The organism is Nocardia sp. NPDC058480 (assembly GCF_042720495.1).
GTDB lineage: Bacteria > Actinomycetota > Actinomycetes > Mycobacteriales > Mycobacteriaceae > Nocardia.
Genome location: NZ_JBHXMN010000008.1, coordinates 150,657 through 171,989, shown reverse-complemented (window position 1 = coordinate 171,989; position 21,333 = coordinate 150,657). Strand labels below are relative to the sequence as shown.

The following is a 21,333-nucleotide window of genomic DNA, read 5'->3' as shown; positions in this document are numbered from 1 at the left end:
TCGCGGAGTGTTCGTCGGTCTTCGCACCCGGCGCCGCCGTCGGCGATCAGGATGGCCCTACCGGCCGAGCAGCGGAACCCGTCGCACGCCACCGTCGCGCGCGTCGGCCGCTTCCACCTCGTCGCGGGTGACGCCGAGGATGAACAGCACCGCGTCCAGGTAGGGATGCGACAGTGCCGTGTCGGCCACCTCGCGCAGTGCGGGCTTGGCGTTGAACGCCACACCGAGACCGGCCGCGTTGAGCATGTCGATGTCGTTGGCGCCGTCGCCGACCGCGACGGTCTGCTCCATCGGCACCCCCGCCTCGGCCGCGAACTTGCGCAGCGCGGTCGCCTTGAACGCCCGGTCGACGATCTCGCCGACGACCCGTCCGGTGAGTTTGCCGTCGATGATCTCCAGGGTGTTGGCCTGCACGAAATCGAGTTCCAGCTCGTGTGCGAGCGGCTCGATCACCTGCCGGAACCCACCCGAGACCACACCGCAGCGGAACCCGAGCCTGCGCAGGGTGCGAATCGTGGTGCGTGCGCCCGGAGTGAGCTCGATCCGGTCGGCGACCTCCTCGATCACCGACTCGTCGAGACCTTCGAGGGTGGCCACGCGCTGACGCAGCGATTCGGCGAAGTCGAGTTCGCCGCGCATGGCCGCCTCGGTGACCTCGCGGACCTGGTCCTCGACGCCGGCGTGCGCGGCCAGCATCTCGATCACCTCGCCCGTGATCAGCGTGGAGTCCACATCGAACACGATGAGGCGCTTGGCACGGCGTGCCAGCCCGGCCCGTTCCACCGCGATGTCGACCTGTTCGGCGACGGCCACCTCGGCCAGTGCGGTGCGCAGCCGCGCGTCGCCTTCGTCGCTGGTGTCGGTCGCGGTGACCATCAGTTCCATGCCGGTCACCGGGTAGTCGGCGATGCCTCGGATGGAGTCGATATTGGCGCCACCGGTGGCCAGTTCCCGCGAGATCGCGCTGAACGCCTTCGCGGTGACCGGGGCGCCGAGCACCACGACGGCGTGCGTGGACATCGGCGGCTTGCCGATCTGCGCGTCCACGGACACGTCGACCTGCATGCCGACGGTGTTCATCGCCTCTTCGAGGTCGTCCTGCAACGCCTCCGCGTCGTTGGGGCACGACACCAGCACACCCAGGGTGAGCCTGCCCCTGATGACGACCTGTTCCACGTCCAGCAGGCTCACCTGGTGCCGCGACAGCGCCGCCAGCAGCACCGAGGTGACGCCTGGTCGGTCGGGGCCGGTGACGGTCACGAGAACTGTGGTGTCGGCCAAGTCGATCTGCTCCGTTCGATTACCCACAAAAAGAGTGTGCACCTGCTGGTTCACCCAGCAGGTGCACACCCTGTCGTTCGGTGGTGTCTTACTTCTTCGCGAGCGCGTCTTCGGACACGTGCGTGCTGTGCTTACCCGAGCCCCAGCCGACGTGCGCCTCGGCCTTCATACGCTCGACCATGTGCGGGTAGTGCAGCTCGAATGCCGGGCGCTCCGAGCGGATGCGCGGCAGCTCGTAGAAGTTGTGGCGCGGCGGCGGGCAGGTGGTGGCCCACTCGAGGGAGTTGCCGTAGCCCCACGGGTCGTCGACCGTGACGACCTCGCCGTAGCGGTAGCTCTTGAAGACGTTCCAGATGAACGGCAGCATCGACGAGCCGAGGATGAACGCACCGATCGTCGAGATCGTGTTCAGCGTGGTGAAACCGTCCGACGGCAGGTAGTCGGCGTAGCGACGCGGCATGCCCTCGGCACCCAGCCAGTGCTGCACCAGGAAGGTGGTGTGGAAGCCGACGAAGGTGGTCCAGAAGTGCCACTTGCCCAGACGCTCGTCCATCATGCGGCCGGTGATCTTCGGGAACCAGAAGTAGATACCCGCGAAGGTGGCGAACACGATGGTGCCGAAGAGCACGTAGTGGAAGTGCGCGACGACGAAGTACGAGTCGGTGACGTGGAAGTCCAGCGGCGGCGAGGCCAGGATGACACCCGACAGACCACCGAAGAGGAAGGTCACCAGGAAGCCGATCGACCACAGCATCGGTGTCTCGAAGGTCAACTGCCCCTTCCACATGGTGCCGATCCAGTTGAAGAACTTCACACCGGTCGGAACCGCGATGAGGAAGGTCATGAAGGAGAAGTACGGCAGCAGCACCGCGCCGGTGGCGTACATGTGGTGCGCCCACACCGCGATCGACAGCGCCGCGATACCCAGCGTCGCGTAGACCAGTGTGGTGTAACCGAAGATCGGCTTACGGCTGAACACCGGGAAGATCTCCGACACGATGCCGAAGAACGGCAGCGCGATGATGTAGACCTCGGGGTGGCCGAAGAACCAGAACAGGTGCTGGTAGAGCAGGATGCCGCCGGTGGCCGGGTCGTAGATGTGACCACCCAGGTGGCGGTCGTAGGCCAGACCGAACAGCGCCGCGGTGAGCAGCGGGAACGCGAGCAGCACCAGTACCGAGGTGACCGCGATGTTCCAGGTGAAGATCGGCATGCGGAACATGGTCATACCGGGTGCGCGCAGGCAGACCACGGTGGTGAGCATGTTGACGCCACCGAGGATGGTGCCCAGACCGGACACGGCCAGACCCAGGATCCACAGGTCGGTGCCGACACCGGGCGAGTGCAGGATGTCGGTGAGCGGCACGTACGCCGTCCAGCCGAAGTCCGCCGCGCCGCCGGGGGTCACGAAGCCCGCGGTCGCCATGGTGCCGCCGAACAGGTACAGCCAGTAGCTGAACGCGTTCAGTCGCGGGAAGGCGACGTCGGGGGCGCCGATCTGCAGCGGCAGGATGATGTTGGCGAAGCCGAACACGATCGCCGTCGCGTAGAACAGCAGCATGATCGTGCCGTGCATGGTGAACAGCTGGTTGAACTGTTCCGGCGAGAGGAACTGCAGACCCGGTCGGGCCAACTCGGCGCGCATGAGCAGCGCCATGAGTCCACCGACCAGGAAGAAGCTGATCGCCGTCACCAAGTACATGGTGCCGAGCACCTTGGGGTCGGTGGTGGTGACCGCCTTGTAGAGGAACGAGCCCTTCGGACCGGTCCGTGCCGGATACGGTCGAGTCGCTTCCAACTGAGGGACTGGCCTGGGCTCTACCGCAGTCACTGATCCTCCTGAAGATGCCTGTACGTCACTCGCAGGCCAGCCGCGTCTCGGGAACGAACAGCAGCAGACATGCGTTGGAGTGAATCGTAAACCGTGCTGCCGCAGCATTCCGCGCGGGTCCTACTCTGTGTCGTATTCGGCGCGCCGTAGTTCGCGATCCTGATCTTCCTCCGCAGGTCGCGTGGGTGCAACGGTTGTCGGCGATGACTTTTCGACGGTCGGCGCGTCATGATCGATGCGACGCACGAACGTGTCAGCGTCTCTATCGCGCTACCCCTTCAGCCGAGGAGAAGTCATGTCGATGCACCCGAAACCCGGCGATCCCACCTGGGTCGATCTCTACACCACCGATCTCGACCGCGCGATCGCCTTCTACGGCGAACTGTTCGGCTGGACCGCCGAACGCGGCGGCGAGGAATTCGGCGGCTACACCACCTTGCGCAAGGACGGTCGGGCGGTGGCGGGCGCGATGGGCCGTCACGACGATCCCGGCGACCCGTATCCCGACCGCTGGACCGTCTATCTGAACTCCCCCGATGCCCTCGCGACGACGGCCGAGGCGAGCCGGGCGGGCGGCACTGTGATCGTCGAGCCGATGGCGGTCGCCGATCTCGGAGCGATGGCGGTACTCGCCGATGTGGGCGGCATCGGGGTCGGCGTCTGGCAGGCCGACACCTTCGCCGGCTTCGAGGCGGTCGGCATGGTCGCCGATGGCACCTGGACCGACCACGTCGGCGTCCCGTCCTGGTTCGAGCTGATGACCCGCGCCTACGACGAGTCCCTGGTCTTCTACCGCGAGGCCTTCGACTGGCGCGACACCCTGACGATCGCCGACACCGCGGATTTCCGCTACACCACCATCCACGCCGCACCACCCATGGGCGGCGGCATCATGGACGCGGCGGGCCATCTCGCCGAGGGCGTACCCGGCTCGTGGACGGTCTATTTCGGCGCCGACGACGTCGACAAGTCCGCCGAACAAGCGGTGGCCCTCGGCGGCACCATCGCCTTCGAACCCATGGACACCCCCTACGGCCGCCTGGCCGGGCTGATCGACCCGACCGGCGCGCATTTCAGCATCGGCGGAAACGCCCGCTGATCGAGGTTCGCCCACCTAGGGGTGGTAATCGATCCACCTTGGAGTCGGCGCATCAACGCTGGGGTTGCTGTCGGATTCCCCTCCTGACGGCGAGATTGGAGGAGTAGGAAAAACACCCGCCGCCGAGCCTTCGAGGGGAACCCGATGAGCACCATGGTCACCGCGCCCGCCGACAACGTCATCCAGCTGCGCCGCCGGTCCGGCGCGCCGATCGCCGCCGGTCAGCTCGCCGACGCCGACCTGGACCGTTGGGCGAACCGCCTGGCCCGCATGCTGCTCGCCCGTGGTGCCGAGGCGGGCGACCACATCGCCCTTGCCGTCGACCCCCGGATCGAGGCGGTCGTCGCCGAGGCGGCGGTGCGCAAGATCGGTGCGATCCCGGTGTCGCTCACGAACGGTGCGTCCACCGCCCCCGGCGCCGGATTCGGAATTACCACCAAGGCCCGCAGGGCCGAGCTCACCGACGGCGTCGACTGGCTGGTGCTCGACGACCGTTCCACCCTGCAGCGCTATCTGGTCAGTTCCGACGCGCCGCTGGCGGCCGCCGAACTGCGGGCAGTCTCCTGAACCCTTTCCGATGCGGTCCGCGCTGGTCCAGAATGAACATAGAGCGCAGTACGCAACGGCGGGTACTACCAACCAGGTAGCTGCCCGACGCTCGGGGACACCTCGTGAACGCCCAGCTCGAGACATGAGAACGCAGGTTCGCTCATGATCGCACCAGACGGCCCTTTTCCTCTGTCCGCCGCCCAGCGCGGCATCTGGTTCGCCCAGCACATCGCGGGCGATACCCCCATCTCCATCGCCCAGTACGTCGAACTGTCCGGCGCGATCGACCACACGCTGCTCACCGAGGCGGCCCGGCAGACCGGCCGCGAGTTCGGCACCGGCTACCTGCGCCTGGTCGATGTCGAGGGCCAGCCGCAGCAGATCGTCGACCTGACCCTCGACGACGACATCGCCCACGTGGATCTCCGGGACCGCCCCGACCCGGAAGCGGCCGCGCACGCCTGGATGCGGGCCGAGTACACCGCACCACTGGATGTGATGCGCGACCGATTGGTCTGCCTGGCCATGCTGCGGGTCGCCGAGGATCGCTGGTTCTGGTACTCGCGCATGCACCACATCGTGTTGGACGGAATGGGCGCGCTTGCCCTGGTCCAGCGCACCGGCGAGCTCTACAACGCCGCCTTCGACGGTCGCGAGCCGCCGCCGGCCAAGGCCGAGCCGTTGCAGAAGATCGTCGACGCCGATCTGGCCTACCGGACCTCCGACCGCTTCGCGACCGACCGCGAGTACTGGCGCGATCACTTGGCCGACCTGGCCGATCCGGTCACCCTCGCCGGCCGGGCCGCCGAGGTCGACGGCCATCCGAACCGGGTCTCCGGCGCACTGCCCGCGGCGACGACCGCGCTGCTGGATTCCGTTGCCGCGGCGGTGAACTCGGGGGTGGCGCCCACGGTGGTCGCCGCGTTCGGCGCCTATCTCGCCGCGATGACCGGCGCGCCGGAAGTGGTCTTGAGCCTGCCGGTGTCCGCGCGGACCTCGGCGACACTACGGCGTTCGGGCGGCATGCTCGCCAATGTCGTGCCGCTGCGGGTCACCCTCGATCCCACGACGACCGTCGGCGCGGTGATCCGCGCGGTCCAGAGCGAGCTGACCGGCGCGTTGCGACGTCAGCGCTATCGCCAGGAGGACATCGTCCGCGATCTCGGCTGGGCGATGGACGAGGCCGCGTCGTTCGGTCCTGCCGTGAATCTGATGATGGTGGACACCAGGATTGCCCTCGGCCCGGTCGTCGGGCGGCTCAATGTGCTCACCTCGGGCCTGATCGACGATCTGTTCGTCAACGTGTACCCCGGCGTGGGCGGCGAGAGCACCCACATCGATCTCCAAGGCAACGGAAACCTCTACAGCGACGCCGATCTGGCGGCCCACCACGATCGCTTCCTGATGTTCCTGCACCGGTTCCTCGTCGCCGGGCCCGATGCTCCCTTGTCGACGGTGCCCGTGCTCTCGGTCACCGAACAGGCCGCTTCGGTGCCCGCTCGCGGTCCAGCCGGGGTCGAGACGAAGACCCTGCCCGAGATCCTCACCGCGGGCGCCACGCTCGACCCGGACGCGGTGGCCCTGCGCTGGGGCACCGACGACACGCTGAGCTACCGCGAGGTCGACGACTACACGAATCGACTGGCCCGGCTCCTGATCTCCGCGGGCGCGGGCCCCGAACACGGTGTCGCACTGTCTATTCCGCGCTCCGCGGAGTCGGTGCTCGCCACCATCGCGGTGGCCGAGACGGGCGCGCCGTTCGTCCCGATCGATCCGACCTATCCCGATGACCGGATCGAGCACATGATCGACGACAGCGGCGTCGTCATCGGCGTGACCGTCACCCAGGTACGTAAGTCCTTGCCCGACAAGGTCGATTGGCTCTCCCTCGACGACGGAGCCACCGTCGCGCACCTCGCCGCACAGGATGCCGCCCCGATCACCGACTCCGAGCGAACCGCCGCGATCGAGCCCGATCAGGTCGCCTACATCATCTACACCTCCGGGTCGACCGGACTACCCAAGGGCGTCCTGGTCTCGCACCGTGGCCTGGCGAATCTCGTCGCGAGTTCGGGAGCCGGCTTCGGCGTCGACTCCGACTCTGTTGTCGCCCATGCCGTTTCACCGAGCTTCGACATCTCCGTCGAGGAGATTCTGGTGACCCTGTCCGCAGGCGCGGCCCTCGCGGTGGTCCCGCCGTCGGCCTACGCGGGCGAGGAGATGGCGCAGGTGCTGCGCACGCATCACGTCACTCATCTCAATGTCACCCCGGCCGTCGTCGGTTCCCTCGACCCCACGACCTTGCCCGACCTGCGCACGATCGTTGTCGGTGGTGACGCGTGCCCGCCGGAGCTGGTGTCGAAGTGGGCCGGGCGCGCCCTGATCAACGGCTATGGACCCACCGAGACCACCATCACCACGACCCTGAGCGAACCGCTGGTTCCCGGCGCCCCGGTGACTATCGGCAGCCTCGTCCGTGGCGTGTCCGGCCTGGTACTCGACCCGTGGCTGCGACCGGTCTCGGCGGGCACCGTGGGCGAGCTGTACCTCGCGGGCCCCGGCGTCGCGCGTGGCTATCACCGGCGCAGCGGCTTGACCGCGAGCCGGTTCGTCGCGAATCCGCATGCACCGGGCGAGCGGATGTATCGCACCGGCGACCTGGTGCGGTGGACCGACCGCGACGGCACGCTCACCCTGGAATACCAGGGCCGCAGCGATTTCCAGGTGAAGGTGCGCGGCTACCGGATCGAGCTGGGCGAGATCGATGCCGCCCTGCAGCAGCTTCCCGAGATCGATTTCGCGATCACCCTCGGCGTCGAGACCGCCACCGGCACGACCGCGCTCGTCTCCTATGTCACGACCGAGCCGGGCGCCGAGGCCCATCCCGAAGCCGTGAAAGCCGCGGTCGGCGAACGACTTCCGGCCTACATGGTGCCCGCCGTGGTGATGGTGCTGGACGAAGTTCCGCTCACCCCGCTCGGCAAGGTGGACAGAAAGGCCTTGCCCGCACCGGATTTCAGCGCCCGCGCCGTCACGAGCCGGGCGCCGTCGACGCCACGCGAGCAGGCACTGGCAGCCCTTTTCGCCGAGGTACTCGGACTCGACGCGGTAGGAGTCGACGAGAGCTTCTTCGCTCTCGGTGGCGACAGCATCGTTTCCATCCAGCTGGTCTCGCGCGCGAAGGCCGCCGGTATCTCGCTGCGCGCCCGCGATGTCTTCGAACGCAAGACGGTCGCCGCGCTGGCCGCGGTCGCCGGCGAGACCGAGGTCCACGTGGTGGAGGAACTGCCCGGTGGCGGTGTGGGCGAGGTGGAACTCACTGCGATCGTGCACGAGATGATCGAGCACGGCGATACCTGGGGCCGCTACGGGCAGGCCGTCCTGATCGGGCTGCCCGCCGACATCGACCGCCCGAGGATCGCCGCCGCGCTACAGGTCCTGCTCGACCATCACGATCTGCTCCGTTCTTCGCTGCGACGAGTCCCGGACGGCTGGGAATGGGTTGTGGCCGAACGTGGTTCGATCGACGCCGAGACCCTGATCGACGTGGTCAGCGCCGACACCGCGAACGCGGCCGAACGCGCCTTGCAGGACGCCGCGGATCTGCTCGATCCCACCGCGGGCACCGTTGCCCGGCTCGTCCTGATCGATCGCGCCGACGCCGCCCCGCTGTGCTGGCTGGTCCTGCACCACCTGGTCACCGACGGTGTCTCCTGGCGAATCCTGCTGCCGGACTTCGCCACTGCGGCCTACGGCGGCGCGCTCGACCCCGTCGGCACGTCCTTCCGACGCTGGGCGCACAGCCAGGCCGGCAACGCCACGACACGCATCGACGAACTGCCGATCTGGCAGCGAATCCTGGCCACACCCGACCCGTCGTTCGCCCGGACCAACGGTCAGGACGCCAGCAGAGCGAAGACCTCGTCTCCCTCGGCCACCTCCGGTCAGGAAGCCGACACTGAGACCGCCTCGCCGTCTGCCACCTCCGATCAACCCGACGAGATGGCGGAGACCGGCTCATCCTCGGTCCCTGCCTCATTCGATCCAGCCCTCGACGTGGTCGCCACCATGGCGCAGTGGCAGACAACGGTGCCCGCGGACGTCGCACACACCGTCTTGCACACCGTGCCCGAGCAATTCCATTGCGGCGCGGACGATGTGCTGCTCACCGCACTCGCCATGGCAGTGTGCCGGTGGCGCGACCGCACCGGCGCCCTGGTGACGCTGGAAGGCCACGGCCGCAGTGAGTCCCTGCTGCCCGGTGCCGATCTCGCGCGCACCGTCGGCTGGTTCACCAGCGTGTACCCGGTCGCACTCGACCTGGCGGAGATCGATCTCGGCGAGGCTTTCACCGGTGGTCGCGCGGCGGGTTCGGCGATCAAGGCGACCAAGGAGCAGCTGCGGTCGGTCCCCGATCGCGGTGTCGGCTTCGGCCTACTGCGCTACCTGAACGACGAGACCGCCGCGGCGCTCGCGAACGCGCCGACACCCCAGTTGAGCTTCAACTATCTCGGCAGAGCGGTGACCGGCGACGATCCCTGGGTACCCCGGCGCTTCGCCGCGACCAACGACGACCGCGCTCCGCTGGCCGCCGTCGTGGACATCAACGCGGTGCTGACCGACGCCGGACTGGAAGTCACCTGGGCCTACGCGAGCAGGCTGCTCGGCGAGGCCGAGGTGCGCGAATTGGCCGACCTGTGGTCGCAGGCACTGCGTGCGCTCGTCATCCATGCCGGATCCGGCGACGCGGGTGGCCGGACCCCCTCGGACTTCGAGCTCGTCACGGTCGATCAGCCGCAGATCGAGCGCTGGGAGCACACCTATCCGAAGCTCACCGACGTCTGGCCGCTCTCGCCGCTGCAATACGGCCTGCTCTTCCACTCGCTCTACGACTCCGATACCGCCGATGGTTACACCGTCCAATCGCTGCTCACCCTGGCGGGCACCGTCGACGCCACCCGGCTGCGCGGCGCGGCACAGGCGCTGATCGATCGGCACGAGAACCTGCGCGTCGCCTTCGTCGAGACCGACGACGGCCCCCGCCAACTGGTCCTGTCTGCCGCCGAGATCCCTTGGCAGGAAATTGATCTCACCGATATCGCCGACGACGACCAACGCGCGCGCGAACTCGACCGGGCGATCGAATTGGACGCGCTGACCCGCTTCGACCTCACCCGTCCCCCGCTGCTGCGCTTCACCCTGATCAGGACCGCACCGGAGACGTTCCGGCTCGTCATGACCAATCACCATCTGGTGCTGGACGGTTGGTCGACGCCGCTGCTGGTGCGGGAACTGCTCACCCTGTACGTCACCGCGGGCGACGCGTCGATATTGCCGCCCGCCCGGTCCTACCGCGAATTCCTGTCCTGGCTCGAAGACCAGGACGCACCAGCCTCGCTGGCCGCGTGGAAACAGGCGCTGGCCGGAATCGACACGCCGACCCGCGCCGTCCCCACGCTCGCCGGGATCGAGTCGACCGAAACCGCGATGCTCTCGCAGGATCTGTCCGCCGCCACGGTCGCCGTACTCGAGTCGGCCGCCCGGGAAGCGGGCGCGACCGTGAACACCCTGGTCCAGGCGGGCTGGTCGATGCTGCTTGCCATGCTCACCGGCCGCACCGATGTGGTGTTCGGCGCCACGGTGTCCGGTCGGCCGCCGGAGCTGCCCGGTGTCGAGGAGATGGTCGGGCTGTTCATCAACACCGTTCCGGTCCGGGTGACACTGGATCCGTCGGAGAAGGTTTCCGACCTACTGGCCCGCGTGCAAGCCGAGCAGGCCCGGCTCATGGACCATCAGCATGTCGGCCTCGCCGCCATCCACCGAGCTGTCGGTCTGGCCGAATTATTCGACACCCTCACCGTTTTCGAGTCCTACCCGATCGATCGCGAGGCACTGTCCCAAGCCCTGGACATCGCGGGCATGCGGGTGCTCGATGTCGAAGGCACCGACGCCACGCCATACCCGTTGAACCTCATGGTGATTCCGCTGCGTGGCGAGGACGGCGCGGGCGATGCACTGCGCATCACCGTGAAATTCATGGCCGACCAGCTGGAACACACTGCGGCGCAGTCACTCCTGGACCGGTTCGTCCGTCTGCTCTCCCAACTCGCCGAGAATCCGCATGCTGTGGTGTCCCAGCTGCGGTACTGCAGCGATACCGAATTGGCCTCGCTCGCACCGGTTCACGGCCCGCCACCGCTGCCGATGCGCACGCTGGCCGACATCCTGACGGCGGGTGCGCGCATCGATCCCGATGCGATCGCGGTCAGCGCGGGCGAGCTGCGGATGAGTTACGGCGAACTCGACGCCTGGTCCAATCGATTCGCCCGGGTGCTGCTCGGGCGCGGGATCGGCCCCGAGATATTCGTCGTGCTCGCGCTGACCCGGTCGCTGGAATCCGTTGTCGCCGTGTGGGCGCTGGCCAAGACCGGTGCGGCGTTCGTCCCGCTCGATCCGAGCTATCCGGTGGAGCGGATCGAGCACATGCTCACCGATTCGAAGGCCCCGATCGGCGTGACTGTGACGGCCACCGGCGAAGACCTGCCCGGGTCCATCGACTGGCTGCTGCTCGACGATCTGAACACCATGCGCCGCGCCATGCTGGTCTCCGATGCGCCGATCACCGACGCCGAACGCGGCGGCCCCGTCGATATCGACCACACCGCCTACCTGATCTACACCTCCGGTTCCACCGGCAAGCCGAAAGCGGTGCTGCTCAGTCACCGCGGTATCGCCAATCTCGTTGCTGCCCAGCGCGAAACCCTGGCCCTCGATCCGTCGGCCAGCGCACTACAGGTCGCCTCCCCCAGCTTCGACGCCTCCGTCTTCGAGATGCTGACCGCGCACGCGGCGGGTGGACGGCTGGTCGTGTCACCGCCGGAGGTGTACGGCGGCGCCGAACTCGAGACGCTGCTGCGCACCGAGCGGGTCACCCACGCGGTGATCACCCCGTCGGCACTGGCGACGATGGAACCCACCGACCTCACCGATCTGCGGGTGCTCTCGGTGGCCGGTGAGGCGGCCACGCCCGAGCTCATCGAGAAGTGGGCAGCGGGCAGGCGGATGGTGAACCTGTACGGCCCCACCGAGTTCAGCATCTGGGCCACCGGACCGGCCGAGCTGGTCGCGGGCGAGCCGGTGACCATCGGCGGACCGATTCGCGGTGCGGCGCTGGTGGTGCTGGACAGCTGGTTGCGGCCGGTGCCGGTCGGTATCGCGGGCGAGCTGTATCTGGCCGGGCCCGCGCTGGCGCGTGGCTACTTCAACCGGTTCGAGATGACCGCGAGCCGGTTCGTCGCCAACCCCTTCGGCGTCGCCGGGGAACGCATGTACCGAACCGGTGACATGGTGCGCTGGGTTACCGGCGAGAATGCCGCGCTCACCCTGGAATACCTGGGCCGCAGCGACTTCCAGGTCAAGATCCGCGGCCTGCGGATCGAGCTCGGTGAGATCGACGCGGTGCTCTCGCGTGCCGAGGAGGTCGACTACGCGGTAACGATCGGGCGCGAGGGACCGGCGGGCGCCACCGTGCTCGTGTCCTACGTACTCCCCGTGCCGGACATCGAACTCGACACCGAAACACTGCGCGCGCAGGTCGCGGCGGAACTGCCCGGATACATGGTGCCGGCCTATGTCGTTGTCCTGGAAGATATCCCGCTCACCCCGGTCGGCAAGCTGGATCGCAAAGCCCTCCCGATACCGGACTTCTCGGCGACTCAGCAGTCCTATCTCGCGCCGCGCACGCCGATCGAACAGGCCGTCGCCGAGGTGTTCGCCGATGTGCTCGGCAGTGAACGGGTGAGCGTCGACCAGTCCTTCTTCGAGCTCGGCGGCAATTCGTTGAGCGCGACAAAGGTTGTCGCCCGGGTCAATTCGGCGCTCGGCTCCACGATCGCGCTGCGTGATCTGTTCGACGCACCGAGCGTTGCCCAGCTGGCGTCGCGTGTCGTCCCCGCCGCCGAAGGCACTGCGGGCCGACCGGCACTGGCCCCACGCCTGCGCCCCGACCGCATTCCCCTGTCTCCCGCCCAGCAGCGCATGTGGGTACTCAACCAGCTCGATCCGGAGTCGTCGGCCTACAACATCGCGATCGCCCTTCGCCTCACCGGAACCCTGGATGTGGCTGCCATGCGCCGAGCACTCGCCGACGTGGTCGAACGCCAGGAAAGCCTGCGCACGCGCTACCCCGCCGATGTCGAAGGCCCACGCCAGGTCATCGTCGGCATCGACATCGCCATCCCCGCAATGCCCCTGATCGACACCGAAGACGGTGCGCCACTGCGGGATCAGATCAATGGCCTGGCGGCAACCGGATTCGACCTCACCCGCGAGCCCCCGCTTCGGGTCGGTCTTTTCCGCCTCAACGGCGGCCCACCCGACGGTTCGCGGGCCATCGACACTCGCCCGAGCCACAACGGCGCACGCAGCACGCCGGCCTCCGACGGTCACCCGGGTACCGAGGACACCAACAGCCCCAATGGCGGTGCCCCAGTGCATGTTGTCGTCCTCGTGGTGCACCACATCAGCGCGGACGGTGCGTCGATGGCACCATTGGCGGCCGACCTGGTGGCCGCCTACTCGGCACGGGTGGCGGGTGCGGCGCCCACTCAGCCCCCGCTCGCCGTGCAGTACGCCGACTTCGCGCAGTGGCATCGCGAGCTACTCGGCAGCGGGTCGGATGCGGAATCTGTTGCGGCACAGCAAATCAAATACTGGAGCGAGACACTCGCCGATGCACCGGACGCCCTGGAACTCCCCACCGATCGTCCCCGCCCCGCGGTACAGACGATGCGCAGCGACGACGTCGACTTCAGCATCGACGAACAGACGCACCGCGCGTTGATCGACTTCGCCGCCGCGAACAATGTCAGCGTTTTCATGGTGGTCCACGCCGCCCTCGCGGTACTACTGGCCCGGCTCGGCGGCACCGGCGATGTTGTCATCGGTACCCCGATCGCGGGGCGTGGTGAGGCCGCTCTCGACGACCTCGTCGGCATGTTCGTCAATACTCTCGCCCTGCGCACACCAGTCGATCCCGGCACCGGCTTCCGGCAGCTGCTAGCCACAGTCCGCACCACCGACCTCGACGCCTTCGCCCACGCCGACGTGCCGTTCGAGCAGCTCGTCGGCGCACTCGACCCCACCCGATCGACCGCCCACCACCCACTGTTCCAGGTGTCGCTCTCGCTGCAGAACTTCATCGAGCCAGTGCTCGAACTGCCCGGACTGCGCTTCGAAGTGGAGGATTTCGACCGCCGCTCCTCGGCCTTCGACCTCACCCTCGACCTGCGCGAACGGTTCGGCGAAGCAGGACCCGACGGCATCGAAGGCGTCCTGACCTACGCGACGGACCTGTTCGACGCGAGCACGGTCACCACCTTCGCGACCCGGTGGCGACAGGTGCTCACCACCGTCCTCACCGACATCGACATTCGCCTCGCCGATATCGACATCCTCGCCGAAGACGAACGCGCGGAACTGATCCCGGTCCGCGGCCCCGCCACCGCCGGAACGACCACCTTGGCCGACCTGATCACCACCACCGCTGCAACCTTCCCAGACCGGCCCGCGCTGGTCACCGACACCACGACCGCCTCGGCGACTCGACCCAGGCCTTTCACTCACACCACCGCGGTCCTGCTCGAACAACCCGCGCCGGTCACCGGCACCATCGCGACACCTACGAACCAGGACACCCCGCCAACCGATACCGGCGCGCGCCATCGCGGACAACCGGCATCGATCATCCACGCCGCCGCAGCGTCCCCGGACCAGCCCGCACCGGCAACTACCAGCGGGCCGCGCCCGGAACACAGCGCGCAGGAATCCGTTACGACCACCTACGGCGCCCTGAATGCCCGGTCGAACCAGCTGGCCAGGTTGCTGATCGAGGCGGGGGCGCACACGGAATCTGTTGTAGCCCTAGGCCTCCCACGTTGCGCCGAACTCCACGTCGGCATCTGGGCCGCCGCGAAGGTCGGCGCGGCGTTCCTGCCGGTCGACCCCAAGCATCCGGCAGACCGCATCGACCACATGCTCACCGATTCCGGCGCAGAGGTCGGGATCACCCTCGCCGAATACCGGCCGACGCTGTCCGGCACCACCCGCTGGCTGGTCCTCGATGACCCCGACTTCGCCACCCGTCTCGACACCACCGACGCCGCCGATATCACCCCCGAGGAACTCCCGGTCCCGATCAGGCTCGAGAACCCGGCCTGGATGATCTACACCTCCGGCTCCACCGGCACCCCGAAGGGCGTCACCGTCACCCACCGCGGCCTGGCCGACCTGGTCGCCTCCCAGCGAACTGACCTCGCGCTGGACGAACATTCCCGAGTGCTCCAGGTCGCCTCCCCCAGCTTCGACGCGTCGATCTTCGAGGCACTCATGGCATTCGGCTGCGGTGGCGCCTCTGTGATCGCCCCGCCGGATGTCTTCGGTGGTGCACCGCTCGCGGAGCTGATCGCCGCAGAGTCGGTTACCCACATGGTGATCACGCCGTCGGCACTGGCCACCATCGATCCCGCCGAGGTGTCGAGCCTGCGCGTGCTCGCGGTCGCGGGTGAGATGGTCGGCCCCGATCTGGTCGCGCGCTGGTGCGGCGGAGCCGGCGGGCGGACGATGGTCAACCTCTACGGCCCGACCGAATACACCATCTGGGCAACAGGTTCCGAGCCGTTGTCCGCGACGGAGCCGGTCACCATCGGCTCACCCGTTCGAGGTGCGGCGGCACTCGTCCTCGACGACCGCCTATGCCCGGTACCGGTCGGTGTCGCAGGCGAGCTGTACCTCGCGGGCACCGCCCTCGCACGGGGTTACCACGCCCGGCCAGGCTTGACTGCGACCAGATTTGTCGCCGACCCGTTCGGCGGAGCCGGTGAATGCCTTTATCGCACTGGTGATCTGGTGCGGTGGTCTCGCACCGGCAGCCCCGCTCGCAGCGACAACCCGGCCGTGTCCGACAACCCCGCTCGGTTCGGCAACCGCGCTCGCGCCGACGCCGCCGCTCGGCCCGAAAGCATTTCCGGTGCACCTGCCGGCCTCGTATTGGAATACCTCGGCCGCACCGACTTCCAGGTGAAGGTCCGCGGCCAGCGCATCGAACTCGGCGAGATCGACGCGGTCCTCGGCGCCATCGACGGCATCGATCTCGCTGTGACACTAGGTGTTCCGGGACCCACCGGCTCCACCGCGTTGGCCGCGTACCTAGTGCGCATGCCCGGCGCCGACCTCGACATCGCACACGTCCGAGCACTCGCCGCCGACACACTGCCCGCCTATATGGTGCCCGCCGCCTTCGTCGTCCTGAACGAGATTCCCATCAACGCAGTCGGCAAGCTCGACCGAAAAGCCCTGCCGGACCCGGTGTTCGTCACCGACGACACCCCGTACCGCGCACCGGAAACACCGACCGAACAGGTGCTCGCCGAGGTCTACGCCGAACTGCTCGGCCGCGCACAGGTCGGCATCGACGATTCGTTCTTCGCCCTCGGCGGCGACAGCATCCTCGCCATCCAGCTGGTCACCCAGGCGAAGCTGCGCGGCGTGCACTGCACACCGCTGCAGGTCTTCGAACACCGCACGGTCGCGGCGCTGGGCGCTGCCGTCGATGCCGCCGAGACGGTGGAGGCGCTCGCGGAACTGCCCGGCGGCGGGACAGGTGACCTGCCGCTCACCCCGATCGTCCGATACATGATCGAACGCGGCGGCGATTTCGACCGTTTCGCCCAAACCGCGGTATTGGAACTGCCTGTCGGCATCGACCGCGCACAACTCGTCACCACCCTCACCGCCGCGATCGACCGGCACGACATGCTGCGGGCGCGCCTGTGGGCGGGCGAGGACGACTGGCGGCTGTGCGTGGCCGACCCCGGTTCGATCGACGTCGACGCACTCGTGCACCGCACGGCCTTCGACGCCGCCACCGACCCGGTCGAGCTGCGTGAATACGCGCAGACCGAGCTCGACTCCGCGATGAACCGCCTGCACCCGGCCGACGGCGTGGTACTTCAATTCGTGTGGCTCGATCCGGTCGGTGACGCCGGTTCGCACACCCGGCCCGGACGCCTGATCGTCGTGGCGCACCACCTCGCGATCGACAGCGTGTCGTGGCGAATCCTGGTGCAGGACTTGATCGCCGCCTGGGCCCAGGTATCCGCGGGCGCCGTGCCGGCCCTGCCCGATATCGGCACCTCGATGCGGCGCTGGTCGTATGCCCTGACCGAGCAGGCACATTCCGAGCGGCGCCTGGCCGAACTTCCGTACTGGCAGCAGGTGGTGAACGGCCCCGACCCGCTGCTCGGTACCCGCCACCTCGAACCGGCCACAGATCAGGCGAAGACGGTCCGCCGCCTCGATATCGAGATCGATGAAGACACCACGACGGCCCTGCTCACCACCCTGCCCCGCCTGTTCCACGGCAGCGTCACCGACGCGCTGTTCGTCACCCTGGCACTGGCGCTGGTGCGCTGGCGTGCCCGCAGAGGCGTGGACGAACCCTCGGCGCTGTTGCGCCTGGAGGGCCATGGCAGACAGGAAGAAGTCGTGCCCGGCGCCGACCTGTCGCGGACCATCGGCTGGTTCACCAACCTGTACCCGGTGCGGCTCGATCTCGCCGACATCGATATCGAGGCCGCGCTGGCGGGTGGCCCGGCGATGGGCACGGCTATCCGCCGGGTCAAGCACGACCTGGCCGCGGTCCCGGACAAGGGCATCGGATTCGGGCTACTGCGTTATCTGAATCCCGCAGCAGCCGAACAATTCCCGACGCGACTGCCCGGCCAGATCTGCGTGAACTACCTCGGCAGGCACACCTCCGTCGACACACCCACCGGCCTCGAAGGTCTCGGCTGGCTACCCACCGACGCGCTAGGCGATCTCGAGGCGGCCGAGTATCCGGAGATACCGATCATGTCGGCGATCGATATCAACGCCATGGTGGTCGGCAACCGGCTACAGGCCGACTTCGGTTACGCCGCACAGCTTTTAGCCCGCGACGATGTCGCCGAACTCGCGAATCTGTGGGTCGAGGCACTCGGCGCGGCAGCACGATTCGCCGAAACCCCTGCGGCCCAGACCGCTTCGGCCGACGAAGCCGCCGCCATGACAGCCCACACGGCAGCGCTCGTGGAGCCGGGGCCGACCGGTCTCGGACTCGATGTGCTGCTACCGATCCGCCCCGATGGGGATCGACCCGCGCTGTTCTGCGTCCACTCCTCCTCCGGAATGTCGTGGAGCTACCTGGGATTGGCCGAACAGCTACGGCAAGGGCGGCCGATCTACGGACTCCAGGCACCCGACCTCAGTGGTCGCGAACCGTCGGCCCGCTCGATCGAGGAATTCGCCCAGCGCTACGTGCGCGAGATCCGCGCGGTGCAGCCGAGTGGCCCCTATCACCTGCTCGGCTGGTCCTTCGGCGGCCTCATCGCCCAAGCGATGGCGGTGGAACTGGCCGCCGCGGGTGAACGAGTCGGGGTTGTCGCGCTCCTGGACACCGACACCGCCGACATCGACGGCGACACCATCGAGCGGCTCTCGGCGGGCGCCTTCATCAACACCTTCGGCGCCATCTTCGGCATCGATGACGTCCCCGCCGAATCGACCGCCGAGGAAGCGGCCGAGCTCATCACCGCCCGGCTCGGCGGAGTCGAGCTCATCGACGCGTCGACTATCGAGCGAATGGCGGGCTCCTACAACGCCTCCGCGGGCACGCGGACCGGATATCAGCGCCCGGTCTACGACGGCGACGTCGTCTATTTCAGCGCCACGGTCGATCCCCCCGAATGGATGGGGCCCGACGGCTGGCGGCCCTTCATCACCGGCGACATCACCAACCACGACGTCGACGTGACCCACGACGACATGACCAATCCGTATGCACTGTCAGTCATCTCGCCACTGCTCGACGACCACTTGGAAGCAGGAGACCGGATATGAGCGTCGAACACACTCTCGTGCAGAGCAACCCGCGCACCGGTGGTGTCGTGGTCGAAGGGATCGCGAAGTCCTTCGGCGACGTCCACGCCCTGCGCGGCGTCGATTTCGAGGCCGCCCCCGGTGAGGTGCTCGGCATCCTCGGTCCCAACGGCGCGGGCAAGACGACCATGGTGAACATCCTGTCCACCCTCGTCACACCCGACCGAGGGCGGGCGGTGGTCGCCGGGCACGACGTCGTCGCCGACCCGGCCGCGGTCCGCAAACGCATCATGCTGACCGGGCAGTACGCCGCGCTCGACGACATGCTCAGCGGCTACGAGAACCTCGTCATGTTCGGCAGGCTGATGGGCCTGCGCAAGCCGGCGGCACAGGCAAGGGCCAGAGAACTGCTCGGCGAATTCGATCTGGAGAAGGCGGCGAATCGGCGCGTCGGCACCTACTCGGGCGGCATGCGGCGCCGCATCGACATCGCCTGCGGGCTGGTGGTGCGGCCCGATGTGGTCTTCCTCGACGAGCCGACCACCGGCCTCGACCCCCGCAGCCGACAGGGCGTCTGGGACCTGGTGCGCAGCTTCAAGACCTCGGGTATCACCACCCTGCTCACCACCCAGTACCTGGAGGAAGCCGATGCGCTCAGCGATCAGATCATCGTGATCGACCACGGCGTGGTGATCGCTTCCGGCACCGCGGACGAGCTGAAACAACACATCGGCGGCAGCTACTGCGAGATCGTGCCCTTGGATCTCGAAGAGCTGCCCGCCATCGTCGCCGCGCTCGGCTCGCTGCTGCCCGCGGAGAACCTGGCGGCGCTGACCCCTGAGTCGGACCGCATCACCATCCCCGCGCCCGACGGCGCCAAGACTCTCGCCGAGGCCCTGCGACGACTCGACAACGCCTCGGTCGAACTCGTCGACATCGCCCTGCGGCGGCCCTCGCTCGACGATGTGTTCCTGCAGCTCACCGGCCATCTCGCCTCGACGGAGACGGAATCGAGAGTCTCCTCATGACGGCCGCCACGTGGCAGACCAATGCCCGTGCCATGCCCGACACCCTCCAGCAGTGGTGGGTGCTGACCACCCGGGTGATCGTGCCCTCGGTCAAATCCGGCGAGTTCCTGGCATCGGTATTCGCACCCGCGGCCTTCACTGCCAGCTTCTACATCCCGCTGAAGACCGTGATGACGTTCTCCGGCAACGGTTTCAGCAGCTACGCCCAGTACATGATGCCGCTGGTGATCCTGCAGGCCGCGGCGTTCACCGCTATCTCGGCGGCCTTCCGCTCGGCCAGCGATTCCGTCGCCGGCCTCAACCGCCGGTTCGGTGCGATGCCGCTGCGCCCGCTGGTCCCGGTCGCGGCGCGGATGTCGGCCAACCTGTTCCGGCTGCTGGTCTCCCTGGCGGCGGCGGTCGCCGCGGGGTATGTCATCGGCTTCCGATTCCGGCTCGACGCCGCGCACACCCTCGGCTTCTTGGCGTTCTCGCTGCTCATCGGTCTCGCGTTCACGCTCGGCGCGGACGTGATCGGCACGCTGTCCAAGAGCCCGGAAGCCACCTCGCAGGCGCTGGTGCTGCCGCCGTTGATCTTCGGCATGCTCTCGACCGGTCTCGCACCGGCGAGCCAGTTCCCACAGTGGATCCAGTGGTTCGTCCGCAATCAACCGGTCTCCCAGTTCGCGACGGTATTGCGCGCGCTGGCCGGTGACACCTTGGGCAATGCGGGGACGGCGAGCTGGGCGCTGATGGGCCCGTCGCTGCTCTGGCTCGCCGCCATCGTGGCGATCTGCGCACCGGTGGCCATCCGGCTGAGTTCGAGGAGGGCTTGATGGCAGAGCAACTGGAGACCTCGGCGGGGTCGCTGGTCCGGCACACGCTGATCCAGACCGAACGGCTGCTGGTGCGCTGGGCCCGCAATCCGATCACGCTGCTCGAGACCCTGCTCATCCCGTGCCTGCTGCTGGTGATGCTCGACATCGTGGTCGGCGGTCAGATCGAGAAGTTCACCGGTGGCGATGCCCTGTACGGCTCGGTCCCGATGGTCGCCATCGTCGGCGCGCTGTCCGGTGCCGTCGCGAGCGGTGTGCTGCTCGGCCGCGAACGCGACGCGGGCCTGCTGGCCCGATTCTGGGTGCTGCCCGTGCATCGGGCCTCCGGCCTGGTCTCGCGCATCCTCGCCGAGGGCTGCCGCATCGTGCTCGGCACCGTGGCGGTGGTGCTCGTCGGCTTCCTGCTCGGCTTCCGCTTCCACCAGGGGCTACTGGCTGCCGTCGTGTTCCTGCTGGTCCCCGTGGTGTTCGGGCTCGCCTTCGCCACCATCGTCACCGCCGTGGCGGTCTATACCGCGAAGGCCTCGCTGGTCGAGGGCATCACGATCCTCACCTCGCTGATGATGTTCTTCAGCACCGGATTCGTGCCGCTCGTGGCCTTCCCGACCTGGATTCAGCCGGTGGTGCGCAACCAGCCGATGTCGGTCGCCGTCGATGCCATGCGCGGGTTGTCCGATCAGGGTCCGATCGCCCGGCCACTGTTGCTCACCCTCGCCTGGTCCGGCGCCGCCGTGCTGTTGTTCGCCGTGCCCGCCGCCATCGGCTTCCGGCGCGCGAGCCGCCGGTAGATCGGCCCGCGGCACTCACACCGGCGGC

General features: G+C 68.0%; 8 protein-coding genes. 6 read left to right on the top strand and 2 right to left on the bottom strand.

Going from position 1 to position 21,333, the window contains the following annotated elements:
- Window positions 1-57: 57 nt before the first annotated feature.
- Together serB and ctaD are read right to left on the bottom strand one after the other, a co-directional pair.
- Window positions 58-1,287 carry a phosphoserine phosphatase SerB gene (serB, locus tag ACFWO8_RS20575; RefSeq protein WP_378953558.1) on the bottom strand — a complete coding sequence of 410 codons (1,230 nt, stop codon included), beginning with the start codon at window positions 1,285-1,287 and terminating at the stop codon, window positions 58-60.
- A gap of 82 nt (window positions 1,288-1,369) precedes the next feature.
- Window positions 1,370-3,112: a cytochrome c oxidase subunit I gene (gene ctaD, locus ACFWO8_RS20570; RefSeq protein WP_378953317.1), complete on the bottom strand. Its 1,743-nt coding sequence runs from the start codon at window positions 3,110-3,112 to the stop codon at window positions 1,370-1,372.
- Window positions 3,113-3,407: 295 nt separating this feature from the next.
- Here ctaD and ACFWO8_RS20565 point away from each other — a divergent pair, with 295 nt between their 5' ends.
- From ACFWO8_RS20565 to ACFWO8_RS20540, 6 genes are all read left to right on the top strand, one after another.
- On the top strand, window positions 3,408-4,211 hold the full coding sequence (locus ACFWO8_RS20565; protein ID WP_378953315.1) for a VOC family protein: 804 nt from the start codon (window positions 3,408-3,410) through the stop codon (window positions 4,209-4,211).
- 144 nt (window positions 4,212-4,355) lie between these two features.
- The gene (locus tag ACFWO8_RS20560; protein WP_378953313.1) at window positions 4,356-4,778 is read left to right on the top strand and encodes an AMP-binding protein; all 423 of its coding nucleotides are present in this window, start codon (window positions 4,356-4,358) and stop codon (window positions 4,776-4,778) included.
- A gap of 144 nt (window positions 4,779-4,922) precedes the next feature.
- Window positions 4,923-18,695 (top strand): amino acid adenylation domain-containing protein, encoded by a 13,773-nt coding sequence (locus ACFWO8_RS20555; RefSeq protein WP_378953311.1) that lies wholly within the window; start codon window positions 4,923-4,925, stop codon window positions 18,693-18,695.
- Window positions 18,692-19,702 carry an ATP-binding cassette domain-containing protein gene (locus tag ACFWO8_RS20550; protein WP_378953308.1) on the top strand — a complete coding sequence of 337 codons (1,011 nt, stop codon included), beginning with the start codon at window positions 18,692-18,694 and terminating at the stop codon, window positions 19,700-19,702. The genes ACFWO8_RS20555 and ACFWO8_RS20550 overlap by 4 nt, the downstream gene beginning before the upstream one ends.
- Window positions 19,699-20,517 (top strand): ABC transporter permease, encoded by an 819-nt coding sequence (locus ACFWO8_RS20545; RefSeq protein WP_378953306.1) that lies wholly within the window; start codon window positions 19,699-19,701, stop codon window positions 20,515-20,517. Before ACFWO8_RS20550 ends, ACFWO8_RS20545 begins: the two co-directional genes overlap by 4 nt.
- Entirely contained in the window at window positions 20,517-21,305 is a 789-nt protein-coding gene (locus tag ACFWO8_RS20540; protein ID WP_378953304.1) for an ABC transporter permease, read from the top strand. Before ACFWO8_RS20545 ends, ACFWO8_RS20540 begins: the two co-directional genes overlap by 1 nt.
- Window positions 21,306-21,333 lie beyond the last annotated feature (28 nt).